Consider the following 13,656-nt stretch of genomic DNA (forward strand, 5'->3'; position numbering starts at 1 on the left):
GAATAAAGCAGCCTTAATGGCTGCTTAAGCTTCGTAACCTGATTATACCATAATATCTTAAAAGTTTGCGGACAATCCTTGAATGCTTGCACAAGATATTTTAGCACCTGGACATATCCGCTCGTCAAGATAATGCTGTGGGTCAGTGCTTAAAATACGTACTACTTGCACATTTTGTGGATCCATTTGTTCCACTATTAATGATACTCCCTGGTAGGTTACCGTTTGTTGTTTAGTAAAGGATTCTGCTTCTGCCGGAAAAATAAATTCCTGAGGCATCGTTGTATAAAGGATCATTGAATCAGCCCCTCATTTTCCACTTTTGACTGATCTATTAATTGGTTGAGTTTCTTCATAGCTTGACCGAGTCCGCCTACTTCATCAATTAATCCATATTCTACTGCATCAGGACCCACTACGTTTGTTCCGATGTCACGGGTAAGATTTCCTTTCGCAAACATTAAATCTTTAAATTTCTCTTCAGAAATATTCGAGTGCTTCGTTACAAAATTGACCACTCGATCCTGCATCTTGTCTAAATATTCAAAGGTTGCTGGTACACCAATTACTAGACCTGTTAATCGAATAGGATGAATGGTCATGGTTGCAGTTTCAGCAATAAAGGAGTGATCACATGAAACAGCAATTGGAACTCCAATGGAATGTCCGCCGCCTAAAACAATTGAAACAGTTGGTTTTGAAAGTGTAGCCAACATTTCGGAAATGGCTAGTCCAGCCTCGACATCTCCTCCAACCGTATTTAAAATGATTAAAACTCCTTCTATTTTTGGATTTTGTTCGATTGCCACTAACTGTGGAATCAAATGTTCATATTTAGTAGTTTTATTTTGTGGAGGCAGTGCTAAATGTCCCTCAATTTGTCCGATTATCGTCAAGCAATGAATTTTTGAATCGGTGGAGAGTTGTGGCACATTTGTTTGACCGAGCTGCTGAATTTTTTCCATTAAAGACGAAGGCTTATCCTCTTTTGATGGTTCTTGCCCTTCTTGATTTCCCGTTTCACCTTTTTGTATATCCTTATTCATCTTAAGTCTCCCTTCACGCATGATAACGTTAGTATTGACCTATGAGTTAATTTCATTCTTAGATAGTTACAATTATGGAATCGAATTAAAAACAGGCATTGGATTGTCCCAATGCCTGTTTCTTGTAATTTATACTTCCATAATAATGGGAAGGATCATTGGTCTTCTCTTTGTTTTATCAAACAAAAACCGGTTTAATCCATCTCTAACGTCCTGCTTTAGGCTTGACCATTCAAAAGATTCCTTTGAGATGTTCCTTTGCACAATATCATGCACTAATTTTGTTGATTCATCCATTAGTTTTTCCGATTCACGAACATAGACGAAACCGCGCGAGATAATTTCTGGACCAGCAGCTATTCTCTTATCTTGTCGTGTTAAGGTAACCACAACAATTAGGATTCCATCCTGCGACAATAGTCTTCTATCTCGTAAAACGATATTCCCCACGTCACCAACACCGATACCATCTATTAAAACATTACCTGACGGAACCTTACCCGAGATACCTAACTTGCCATCTTTATATTCAACTACATCTCCACGATCAGCAATAATAATATTTTCATCTTTTATTCCACAATCAAGCGCTAATTTCCGGTGCGCTTTTAACATTCGATATTCACCATGGACTGGAATAATGTACTGTGGTTTCATTAAGTTGATCATAAACTTTAATTCTTCTTGACTGCCGTGACTGGAAACATGAACCGTTCTTTTTCCGGAAATAACATTCGCTCCGGCTCTAAACAGCATATCCACTGTTCTAGAAATTAATAATTCACTACCCCTAAGTGGTGACGCGGCGATTAATACTGTATCTCCTGGTTGGATATTTACATATTTACTAGATTGCTTTGCCATTTTTTGAAGCCCTTCAATCGGCTCCCCTTGACTTCCCGTCATTAAAACCAGGATTTCTCTATCTTCATAGTTATTGATCTCACTTACTGGGACGATTAGTTCTTCTTCCACTTCTAAGTAGCCTAAATCTAAAGCGATATGATAAATTCTTTCAAGGCTTTTACCCACTACTGCAACTTTACGGCCGTTATCCCTTGCTGCGTTAAATATATGTTGAATTCTGTTAATATCAGACGCAAAGCAAGCTGCAATCATTCTTCCTTTTGAATTATATATTGCGGTTGATAGTTCTCGTTCAACAGTTGCCTCTGAAATAGTGTAACCAGGTTTTTCGGCTTCTGTACTGTCAGATAGTAAACACAGTACACCTTTATCTCCAATTGCCGCCATTTTCCCTATTTCTGGCTTATACAGCTTTGTGGCTGCCTGATCAAATTTAAAATCTCCTGTATAAACGATGATACCTTCTGATGTATGGATACATACACCTACTGAATCTGGAATACTGTGATTTGTTCGAAAAAAGCTTACTTCAACAGCGTCCATTTGAATAATTGTGTCGGATGATACTTCAATAAAATTGGTGTTCCCGTAATATTCCTGTTCCTTTAGCTTTGCATTTGTAAGAGCTAAGGTAAGTCTTGTTCCATATACAGGTACATCCATTTGGCGAAGAAGATAAGAAAGAGCGCCGATATGATCTTCATGACCATGCGTCAGGAAAACTGCCTTAACTCTTTCTTTGTTGTCTGTTAAATAGGTGATGTCAGGAATAACGATATCAATGCCAAGCATTTCATCCTCGGGGAACATTAACCCGGCATCGATGATGAATATATCTTTGTCCACTTCAACAAGATACATATTTTTTCCGATTTCTCCAACACCACCAAGTGTGATGATTTTTATGGAACTATTTGTTCTACTAATCAATTTCCGTTTCCTCCTATGTTGATTGTCTAGCTCAAGCACCGATTCACTAGAGGTCTTCGACATTTCATTATTGCCCGATCGAAATCAGTTATGACTATTATACTTGATAGTTGAAAACCTTTACAACCATTTTCCAAAAGGAGGATATAGTATCAACATAATCACGTAACTTGGACCAAACTAAAAATGCCAATCAATGGAACTCGATTGGCACCTTTAATTATAATAATAATTTTATTAGAGTGGACCGTTCTTGTTCATTTAGTGGAACAAGCGGTAGTCTTACTGACCCTACGTCAAGCCCTTTGACTTGGAGTGCTGTTTTAATAGGTGCAGGACTTGGGGCTGCAAATAGTCCTTGCATCAGTGGTAGAAGCTGTTGGTGCAGCTTAGCTGCTCTTGTAGGATTACCTTCTAAATAGGCATATACCATCTCTTTCATTTCTTTCCCAATCACATGTGAAGCAACAGATACAACCCCTGACCCACCGATAGAAAGAACTGGAACAGTCATACTATCATCGCCACTGTAGAGGTCAAAGTTACTATCGGTATTCGCAATAATGTGAGCCATGGCATTTAGGTCACCACTTGCCTCTTTCACAGCAACAATATTCGGAATTTTTGACAACCTAATGATTGTATCAGGATGTATATTTACAGCAGATCTTCCAGGAATATTATAAACCATTACAGGCAGCGACGTAGCTTGGGCAATCGTTTTAAAGTGCTGATATAAACCTTCTTGATTCGGTTTATTATAATAAGGACCCACAAGCATAATCCCATCCACACCAAGCTGTTCCGCTTTTTTAGTCAGTTCTACCGAAGCATAGGTATTATTACTGCCGGTGCCCGCGATGACAGGTATTCTCTTTCCCACTACTTTAACAACATAATCAAATAATGCCAATTTTTCTTCTTTTGACAAAGTCGGCGATTCACCGGTTGTCCCCGCTACTACAAGTGATTCCGTACCATGATCGATTAGATAATTTACCAATTGAGTGGTCTTAGGAAAATCAATATGTCCTTTCTTATCAAAAGGTGTAACCATGGCAGTTGAAACCCGGCCAAAATGTACCATTTTACTGCTCCTCTCAATTACGAAAATCAAGTTGAATAATGGCAGCTTGCGGTTCAACTGCCATTCCTACCATTAAGATATTAGAAATCCGTAAGCTTTGTTTCCATTGTTTCTACTTCAAGGTGAAAGGCGTCATGCAATGCATTCACTGATTTTACCAAGTCGTCTTGCTTCACAAGTACCCAAATTGTAGTATGGCTATCAGCAGATTGGAGGATGCGAATTCCATTTTCCGAAAGAGCCGTAACAATCCTTGAAGTAACACCTGGCACTCCTGCAATTCCGGCTCCCACAACAGATACTTTAGCACAATGACGTTCTACTACAGGTTCATGTCTGATTTCTGTTAAGACCTTAATGGCCCTGTCAGTCATTTCATCCGTCACGGTATATACAACGCCATTAGGTGATATGTTGATGAAGTCTACACTAATTTTTTCGTTTGCCATTGCTTTAAATACTTCTGCTTGCAAATTGTATTGATCTTTTTTTGCAAAAACCTTAATTTGCGTTACATTGGAAACATGTGCGATTCCGGTAACCGTTCGTTCTTTAATATCACTGCCCCGGGATCCTTTTGATATTGAGGTAACTAGTGTACCTAGATTATCGGAATACGTGGAACGAATTCGGATAGGAACCTTTGCCTGCATCGCGATTTCGACGGCTCTAGGGTGAATAACCTTCGCACCCTGATAGGCCATGTTACAAAGCTCAGTGTAGGTTACTACTGAAAGCTGCCTGGCATTTTCTGCAATCCTCGGATCTGCTGTCATGATTCCTTCTACGTCGGTAAAAATATCTATCCATTCTGCTTGTAAAGCAGCCCCTAATGCAGCCGCAGATGTATCACTGCCACCTCGTCCAATTGTTGTGATGTCACCGTTCTTTGCAACACCTTGAAATCCAGCAACAACGACTACATCATTATATTCTAATTCTCGTAACAATCGGTCACATTTCATTTCTACAATCTTAGCTTGGGAATGATCGTTATTCGTCCGAAATCCCGCCTGAGCCCCTGTCAAAGCAGATGCATTAATACCATTTTCTTTGAGCATGTTTGCAAAAACAACACTAGAAATGATCTCTCCACAAGATAAAAGCAGGTCATGTTCACGTTTCGTAACCTTACTTTGATTACCTCCAATTAAAGAAAGTAATGTATCTGTTGCGTAGCTGTCCCCTTTTCTTCCCATCGCAGATACTACTACTACAACCTTATACCCATCTGCTATTGCTTTTTCAATATGTTTCTTAGCATGCTGCCTGCTGGCTTCATCCCTGACAGATGTCCCCCCATATTTTTGAACTATTATTTTCATAGACATAATAACCTGCCTTTTTAATCAGACCTTTAGTTTTTTTCTGTAATTAAACCTAGCTTAATTAAGCTCTCTGCAATTTGAACTGAATTCCAGGCAGCGCCCTTGAGTAAATTATCGGAAACAACCCACATATGGAAACCACGACTCTCGTTAAGGTCGTTACGAATTCTACCTACAAACACATCATTACTTCCAACGCAATTTGCAGGCATTGGATATACTTGATTCTCTGGATCATCTTGTAAAACTACCCCTGGTGCAGTTTTCAACAATTCTTTTATTTCATTTGCAGTGATGTTACCTGCTTCGATTTCAAAATAAACAGATTCAGAGTGACCCACTGCTACTGGTAATCGAACACAAGTGGCCGCTACAGAGAGTTCTGGCAAATGCATAATTTTTTTTGTTTCATTTATCATTTTCATTTCTTCAAAGGTATAGCCGTTTTCTGTAAATTTATCAATTTGTGGTATAGCATTAAAAGCAATTTGGTAGTGGTTCTCATCACCTTTAACAGGTAAAATTTTCGGTTCTACTGCCTCACCATCAAGAATTGCTTTCGTCTGGTTCTGTAATTCCTCAATTGCGACAGCTCCAGCACCAGAAACAGCTTGATAGGTTGAAACAATAACTTTTTTCAGTCCAAACTTTTGTCGAATAGGTTCTAAAGCTACTACCATTTGGATAGTGGAGCAATTAGGATTCGCGATTATTCCATTATGGTTGTGCAAGTCATGTTCATTTACCTCTGGGACAACTAATGGAATATCCTGATCCATTCTAAAAGCACTTGTGTTGTCCACTACAATGGCACCATGCTTCACTGCTTCTGGCGCAAGCTCTTTCGAAATATTGCCTCCAGCTGAGAATAATGCAATATCGACGCCCGCAAAACTTTCCGGCTTAGCTTCCTGGATAGTATGCTCAACACCATCAATTGTAACTTTCTTACCTGCTGAACGTGCAGAAGAAAGCAGGGTCAATTGTCTAATTGGGAATTTTTCTTTTACTAACGTTTGGATTATTTGTTGGCCAACCGCTCCAGTTGCTCCTACTACAGCAATATGGTAACCACTTGTTTTACTCATTTTCTAATGCCCCTTTCAAACTTCCATCTATGATTTATTGATCCATTCTGTTTCAATGTAAAAAGAATCAGAAAAGGTTAATATAAATTCTCATCAGTGAGGTAATCATTGGTCTCACTGATGATCGAATTATAAATATATTAACATATTCTTTGAAAGAAGAAACCATATTTGATGAAAGGAGAAAGAATTAGTCGATATCATTATATCTTTCCACTAGAACTGGTTGAATTTGTCTTCCGGAAATGGCAGCTTCAACTGTTTCCATTAACATAGGCATTCTTGCCACCATCGAATTAGGTTTTTTTTCAGGGTCATCCTGACCATACGGGATAAAATAAATATGTTTTGTTGCCATTAACCTCATTAAGTTAACTCCATTTAAACCTAAAGCATCATTTGTTGAAATTCCGAGTACCACTGGCTTTAAATTTCTCAGAGTGGCTTTTGCAGCCATTAATACTGGGCTATCGTTTATTGCATTCGCAAATTTACTCATGGAAACACCGGTTAATGGCGCTATTACCATACAATCCAAGGGGATTTTTGGACCTAGCGGCTCTGCTTTAACGATGGAATCAATCGCTCTATTACCCGTTAGATCCTCAATCCTTTGAATCCAGTCCTCACCTTTACCGAAACGCGTTTCCGTATTTTTTACCGTAAATGTGACTACAGGCAAAACCTCGGCACCTGCCTGAACTAATTTCTCAATTTCAGGAAATACTGCATCATACGTACAATGGGAACCTGTTAATCCAAAGCCTATTTTTTTCCCTTTTAAACTCATTTTATTTTCCCCTTTCGCTTGCTTAAATCATCTTGAAGCAATTGGGCCAGAACATTGGCTAGTATTTGACCAGCTGTTTTTGGCGCGACTATTCCAGGTAAACCTGGTGCAAGTAGAGCTTTAATACCTCTTTTTTCTGCATACCTAAAATCGGTTCCACCTGGCTTTGAGGCAAGGTCAATAATCAGCGTATGCGCAGGCAACTTGGAAATAACTTTAGCACTTACTATTAATAACGGTATCGTATTGATTAAAATATCTGTATCTTTAACCTCTTTTTCTAAATCGTTTAAATGGAATGGTGTTAATCCCATTTCAGTAATTCTGGCAAGATGTTCACTTTTTCTTGCACCCACCTTTACTTTTGCTCCAAGTGCTTGGAAGGTCCTTGCCACACTCATTCCCACTCTTCCTAATCCTAATACCGTTATATTTGAGCCATGAATTGTGAAGTCTGTATGCTGGATGGCCATCATAATCGTTCCTTCTACTGTCGGAATTGAGTTGTAAATGGCCACATCGTCTCTCTCAAAAAGCTGAACCAATCGACGATTTGCTTCCTTGGTAATACTGTTTAAATAAGCATTACTAATTCCGGAATAAATGGTACAATGGCCAGGTGTTTTCAAAAGCATTTCGGCTGTCAGAACAACCTTTTCATTTGAAAAGATTGTTTCTATATGCCCTTCTAAATTAGTACCGGGTACCGGTAAGATAAACGCATCCATAGTTAAAAAATCGACTTCATCTAACTTTTCCTTAACAGCACCTGTGAACGCGTGGTCAAGCTGCTCGAAGCCAATTAAAGATAATCTAGCATCTAACTCGGTTAACTTCCGGATAATTTCCAGCTGTCTTGCATCTCCACCGATCACGGCTATCTGCATCCCTGTCAGCATGAAATCATTCACCTTCTTTTTTTAAAAAATCCAAGCAGAAGTCTTTTCTTCTTATCACTTCAACATCTTATGTAAGTGTAATTGAATCTGTGAGTTTTCCAATTATAGATAAAAAAAAGCCCAAGCAAAATTTTATTTGCTTGGGCTTTTAAGACTCTCTTTTCCATTTTCCATGTTACTCTTCTTCATGCACATCAATAATAATCATATCGGAGCCAATCTTTTTTATATGCTGCCATGGGACTCTAATTTCACCGCCTTGCTTCCTAAATCCAAACCATTTTAATGATGATGGAATCAGCAAGGCTTGAATTTGTCCTGTGCTCTCATTAATTTCAAGATCTGTTTGACCAAGTACACCTAGCCGTTCCGCCTTTTTTACATCCACTATTTCTTTACCGCTTAATTCACTTAACCTCATTTTATTGGCCCCTCTCTCAACACCTTTACTATATACTTATCGATGGAAGTCCAAATTTAGACTAAGAAAAGTGGAAGCGCCTCGCCCAGGCGCTGGAACTAGACCATAAAAGAAAAAACAGTTCGAAATTGAACTGTTTTTTCTGCTATCTTAAATTTTTTGGCAATTCACCATCAGGGCTAATTAAGGACACTGAGTATTTGTTTGTAAAAACAGATGTTGCCATTCCATCTACACTTTGTTTTGAAACCTGATCAATTTGTTCAATAATCTCATCAAGTGAACGATGACGCTTTAAGAGCAGTTCGTTTTTCCCATTACGACTCATCCTGCTATTGGTACTTTCTAAACTTAACATTAAACTTCCTTTTAACTGTTCTTTACTATTGATTAATTCTTTTTCGGTAATTCCCTCTTGTTTTAATTTTTCAAGTGTTTCTTGTACGGTTTCAAATAACACATCCAGTTGCTTAGCCCCTGTGCCGCCATAAACAGTTACAACTCCGTTATCTTGGTAAGCAGAATGGTAGGAGAAGACAGAATATGCTAACCCGCGCTGCTCACGAACTTCTTGGAAGAGCCTGCTGCTCATGCTGCCGCCTAAAATATTATTTAAAATAATTAAGCTATAGACATCTTCATGACCAATTTTTAAACCTTCGAAACCAATACAAAGATGTGCTTGTTCTGTTTCCTTTTTACGGGATAAATTATTCGATTGGAATGTAGGAATATTTTCAGTAATGGCACTTTTTCCGCCTTCATATGACCCAAAATACTTTTCAACTTCCTTAATAAAACTTTCAGAAATATTTCCGGCAATTGAAATCACTACATTTTCTGGTGTGTAATGATTGTGTATATATTCTTTAAGTGTTTCACTAGTAAACGTGTTCAAGGTCTTCTCTGTTCCTAGGATGGGGTATCCAAGTGGATGGTCTCCATAAATGGCACGGCTGAGTAAATCATGAACAATATCGTCTGGAGTATCATCATACATTTTGATTTCTTCAAGAACGACATTTCTTTCTTTATTTAATTCTTCTTCAACAAAAGTTGAGTTGAAGAACATATCAGCTAGTACATCTAAAGCGAATTGTGCATGTGTATCTAGTACTTTTGCATAGTAGCATGTGTACTCCTTGGAGGTAAAAGCATTGACTTGACCACCAATACTGTCGAAGGATTCAGCTATCTCTTTCGCTGAACGAGTCTTCGTTCCTTTGAAGAACATATGCTCTAAAAAGTGTGAAATACCATTCGTTTGGGGATTCTCATTTCTTGAACCAGTTCCAATCCATACTCCAATGGCTACAGATCTCACTGTTGGAATATTTTCTAATACAATTCTTACTCCATTTTTGCAAGAATACTTATTTATCATCAAAATCCTCCTATTGATAAAAACCAGAAATTAACCTATTTTCCTATATTATCTGGAAATAAAGCGTAATTTATTTTACCATTCTTTCTTCACTCATTAAATCGCTTACAATACTTATCTGTAAACCTTTTTCTTTTATCAGCGTAATTAGCCGATTTAATGATTTGGCAGTCGATTCTGTTGGATGCATGAGTACCATTGACCCATTATCAATTTTTGTAATCACACGATTAATCAGTTGGTCTGGTGTTGGTTTTTGCCAATCGACTGTATCAACTGTCCACATTACCGTCTTCATATTTAATTCAGCTGCTATTTTTACCGTTTCATCCCGATAACTGCCACTTGGAGGTGCAAACCATACGCTTTTTTTTCCTGTTGCCGCCTCGATTACTTCGTTTGTTCTTACCATCTGATCCCTTGTTTGATATGCATTTAGTTTTTGCATATTCGGGTGCGAATATGAGTGGTTTCCGACCTCATGGCCTGCACTGACGATCATTTTTGCTAAATCTGGATTATTTTTTACCCAATTCCCCTCGAGGAAAAAACTAGCGGTTACTTGATGGCTTTTTAAGGTAGCTAGGATTTCAGGCAAATATTCATTTCCCCATGCTACGTTAATGATGAAGCTGACCATTGGCTTATCTGGATGTCCACGATATATAGGAGATGGCGGCAAATCTTTAAGATGAATCGCAGGTTCTATTTGTTTATAAACTAATTTTTTCTCATCAAAAATTCCATTTTTCTTCATATTTTTATATGAAGCATCAATATCGACCTTTATCCCATTATAGCCTGGGATCGCTTTCCACACTCTATCGATTTTTGCATCGGAAGGTGGAATTTCATATGTAGGAGCATTTTTAACTATACTTTGATAAAGTGAATTTTCTTGCTCTCCGACAGTTAGCGCATTGCCTTTAAGTGAAGACACATATGTATCAACCAGTGGATTGTTAACAGAAAACCAGGCAGCAATTACTAAGAAAGCGAACATACTTAACTTCTTCATCTTCCTTCCCCCTTCATACTAAATATATGAAATGCAGGGACAAGGTAGAACCAATAGAAGTAATAAGGAAAAAGTCAGGGTTCCCCCTGACCTTCTATTACGAGAATGGCTTTTTATTGTTTCTCTGCTTCAGCCTTTTCACGCTGTTCTTTTAAAATTGCCTTACGTGATAAGTTTACACGACCTTGTTTATCAATTTCGGTAACTTTCACTAAAAATTCGTCGCCAATTTTGATGACATCCTCCACTTTTCCAACTCGCTCTTCAGCTAATTCAGAAATATGGACAAGTCCGTCTTTTCCAGCAAATATTTCTACAAACGCACCGAATTTTTCTATACGTTTGACTTTGCCAAGATACATTTCACCAACTACAACCTCACGAACGATATCTTCAATAATTTTCTTTGCTTTTTGATTCATTTCTGAATTTGTAGAAGCAATAAATACGGTTCCGTCTTGTTCAATATCTATCTTAACGCCAGTTTCCTCAATAATTTTATTGATTTGTTTACCGCTCGGTCCAATAACATCACGGATTTTATCTGGGTTAATGGTCATCGTTAAGATTTTCGGTGCAAATTGTGAAAGCTCTGTTCTCGGCTCGTCAATAGTTGCAAGCATTGATTCAAGGATGTGCATTCTTCCTTTTTTAGCCTGTTGAAGTGCTTCCTCCAGAATTTCTCGGGAAAGACCTTTTATCTTAATATCCATTTGAAGAGCAGTTACTCCCTTAGCCGTTCCTGCTACTTTGAAATCCATATCACCAAGGTGGTCTTCCATTCCTTGAATATCAGATAAAACAGAATAATGGTCACCTGATTTCACAAGTCCCATCGCAATACCAGCAACTGGTGCTTTAATTGGAACACCAGCATCCATCATTGCTAGTGTACTTGCACAAATACTTGCTTGTGAAGTGGAACCATTTGATTCAAGAACTTCAGAAACAAGGCGAATCGTATATGGGAAGTCCTTTTCAGATGGTACAATTGGTTCTAGTGCACGTTCACCAAGAGCACCATGCCCGATCTCACGACGACCTGGTCCACGGATGGGTCCTGTTTCACCCACACTAAATAGAGGGAAGTTGTAGTGGTGCATAAAACGCTTCTCTTCTTCAATCCCCAATCCATCTAGAATTTGAACATCACCCATGGCTCCTAATGTACAAATACTTAAGGCTTGAGTTTGTCCACGAGTAAACAAACCGGAACCATGCGTACGCGGCAGTATACCTACTTGTGAAGACAGCGGACGTATTTCATCGATTTTCCGACCATCAGGACGAATTTTTTCAACCGTTATTAAACGGCGAACTTCACCCTTAACAATTTTATCTAAAATTTGTTTAACCTGTTTCAAATCTTCATCGGTTGCTTCGTTCTCTTCGAACTTAGCAATTACAACTTTTTTCACTTCTTTAATGGCATCCTCACGTGCATGCTTTTCTTGAACTTGAATAGCCGTTACCATATCCGCTTCGCACATTTCTCTAACTTCAGCTTCAAGTTCTTTATCAAGTTCGTAGAGGGCTACTTCTCTTTTTACTTTGCCTGCTTCAGCCACAATCTTTTCTTGGAATTCAATAAGACGTTTAATCTCTTCATGTCCATACATAATCGCTTCAAGCATTATTTCCTCTGAAACTTCTTCTGCGCCTGCTTCCACCATGTTAATGGCATCTTTCGTTCCTGCAACGGTTAAATGAATGTCGCTTTTTTCAGCTTGTTCTACAGTTGGGTTTATTACAAACTCCCCGCCGACTCTGCCGACGATAACGCCCGCAATGGGGCCTTCAAATGGAATGTCCGATGTACAAAGTGCTAAAGAAGATCCAAACATTGCCGCCATCTCAGATGAACAATCTTGATCCACACTCATAACAATACTAATAACTTGTACATCATTACGGAATCCATCTGCAAAAAGCGGACGTATCGGGCGGTCGATTAAACGGCTTGCTAAAATTGCCTTTTCACTAGGACGACCCTCACGTTTAATAAAGCCGCCAGGTATTTTACCTACAGCATATAATCTTTCTTCATAGTTACATGTTAATGGAAAAAAGTCTAAGTTTTTTGGTTCTTTTGAAGCTGTAGCTGTACTTAAAACTGCTGTATCTCCATAACGGACCATTACCGCTCCATTTGCCTGTTTGGCTAATTGTCCAATTTCGACGGTTAATTTACGGCCAGCCCAATCCATGGAATACTCATGTTTCGTATGTTCCATTTTATTACCCCTCTCTATCCAAATCACACTAGAGAAAATGCGACATAGTATCGCTCTTATCATCTAATATAAAAAGCTATTTTCACTTATGTTATAATGCAAATATACTTATAGTATGCACAAAGTTTCTGCAACTTAAAATATGTAAATTTCCTTTTTTTAACCTAACAAAAAAGCGGGAAAAATCCCGCTTCTTTTGATTATCGACGAAGTCCTAGCTTATTGATTAATACGCGGTAACGTTGAACATCTTTGTTACGTAGGTACGTTAAAAGATTACGACGCTTACCAACCATTTTCAACAGACCGCGACGTGAGTGGTGGTCCTTCTTATGAGTACGTAAGTGCTCATTCAAATTGTTGATTGATTCAGTAAGGACAGCGATTTGAACCTCTGCAGATCCAGTGTCATTATCATGAGTTTTATACTCAGCGATAAGTTCGTTTTTACGTTCTTGAGTGATTGCCATCCTATTCACCTCCTAAAGTTACTATCCCCTGTTACTGAGCAAGCGTCGGTGATTCGACTTGCCAAGCAAAGGTTATTTTTAGTACGTTAATAAG

The 13,656-nt window shown here is 38.5% G+C and carries 13 protein-coding genes; all 13 read right to left on the bottom strand.

Features of this window, described 5'->3' with window-relative positions; translation table 11 throughout:
- Nucleotides 1-57: 57 nt before the first annotated feature.
- Complete coding sequence (locus BLR86_RS02200) at nucleotides 58-297, bottom strand: YlzJ-like family protein (protein ID WP_090757998.1); 240 nt, start codon at nucleotides 295-297, stop codon at nucleotides 58-60.
- Nucleotides 294-1,046, bottom strand: a complete 753-nt coding sequence (locus tag BLR86_RS02205) for a ClpP family protease (protein WP_090757999.1) — start codon at nucleotides 1,044-1,046, stop codon at nucleotides 294-296. The genes BLR86_RS02200 and BLR86_RS02205 overlap by 4 nt, the downstream gene beginning before the upstream one ends.
- Nucleotides 1,047-1,175: 129 nt before the next feature.
- Nucleotides 1,176-2,843: a ribonuclease J gene (locus tag BLR86_RS02210; protein ID WP_254782203.1), complete on the bottom strand. Its 1,668-nt coding sequence runs from the start codon at nucleotides 2,841-2,843 to the stop codon at nucleotides 1,176-1,178.
- A 220-nt stretch (nucleotides 2,844-3,063) separates the two neighbouring features.
- Nucleotides 3,064-3,930: a 4-hydroxy-tetrahydrodipicolinate synthase gene (gene dapA / locus BLR86_RS02215; protein WP_090758001.1), complete on the bottom strand. Its 867-nt coding sequence runs from the start codon at nucleotides 3,928-3,930 to the stop codon at nucleotides 3,064-3,066.
- An 80-nt stretch (nucleotides 3,931-4,010) separates the two neighbouring features.
- On the bottom strand, nucleotides 4,011-5,255 hold the full coding sequence (gene dapG, locus BLR86_RS02220) for an aspartate kinase (RefSeq protein ID WP_090758002.1): 1,245 nt from the start codon (nucleotides 5,253-5,255) through the stop codon (nucleotides 4,011-4,013).
- Between the two features lie 32 nt (nucleotides 5,256-5,287).
- Nucleotides 5,288-6,346, bottom strand: a complete 1,059-nt coding sequence (asd, locus tag BLR86_RS02225; protein ID WP_090758003.1) for an aspartate-semialdehyde dehydrogenase — start codon at nucleotides 6,344-6,346, stop codon at nucleotides 5,288-5,290.
- A gap of 190 nt (nucleotides 6,347-6,536) precedes the next feature.
- Entirely contained in the window at nucleotides 6,537-7,136 is a 600-nt protein-coding gene (gene dpaB / locus BLR86_RS02230) for a dipicolinate synthase subunit B (RefSeq protein ID WP_090758004.1), read from the bottom strand.
- Nucleotides 7,133-8,035, bottom strand: a complete 903-nt coding sequence (dpaA, locus tag BLR86_RS02235) for a dipicolinic acid synthetase subunit A (protein WP_090758005.1) — start codon at nucleotides 8,033-8,035, stop codon at nucleotides 7,133-7,135. The genes dpaB and dpaA overlap by 4 nt, the downstream gene beginning before the upstream one ends.
- 175 nt (nucleotides 8,036-8,210) lie before the next feature.
- Nucleotides 8,211-8,456, bottom strand: coding sequence for a YlmC/YmxH family sporulation protein (locus BLR86_RS02240; RefSeq protein ID WP_090758006.1), 246 nt, complete (start codon nucleotides 8,454-8,456; stop codon nucleotides 8,211-8,213).
- 145 nt (nucleotides 8,457-8,601) lie between these two features.
- Nucleotides 8,602-9,840, bottom strand: a complete 1,239-nt coding sequence (locus tag BLR86_RS02245; protein ID WP_090758007.1) for a M16 family metallopeptidase — start codon at nucleotides 9,838-9,840, stop codon at nucleotides 8,602-8,604.
- Nucleotides 9,841-9,910: 70 nt separating this feature from the next.
- Complete coding sequence (locus BLR86_RS02250) at nucleotides 9,911-10,858, bottom strand: polysaccharide deacetylase family protein (protein WP_090758008.1); 948 nt, start codon at nucleotides 10,856-10,858, stop codon at nucleotides 9,911-9,913.
- A 113-nt stretch (nucleotides 10,859-10,971) separates the two neighbouring features.
- Nucleotides 10,972-13,092, bottom strand: coding sequence for a polyribonucleotide nucleotidyltransferase (gene pnp / locus BLR86_RS02255; RefSeq protein WP_090758009.1), 2,121 nt, complete (start codon nucleotides 13,090-13,092; stop codon nucleotides 10,972-10,974).
- Nucleotides 13,093-13,292: 200 nt separating this feature from the next.
- Nucleotides 13,293-13,562: a 30S ribosomal protein S15 gene (gene rpsO, locus BLR86_RS02260; RefSeq protein ID WP_045515183.1), complete on the bottom strand. Its 270-nt coding sequence runs from the start codon at nucleotides 13,560-13,562 to the stop codon at nucleotides 13,293-13,295.
- Nucleotides 13,563-13,656 lie beyond the last annotated feature (94 nt).

The sequence above is a fragment of the Bacillus sp. OK048 genome (assembly GCF_900103525.1).
Classification (GTDB): Bacteria; Bacillota; Bacilli; order Bacillales; family Cytobacillaceae; genus Neobacillus.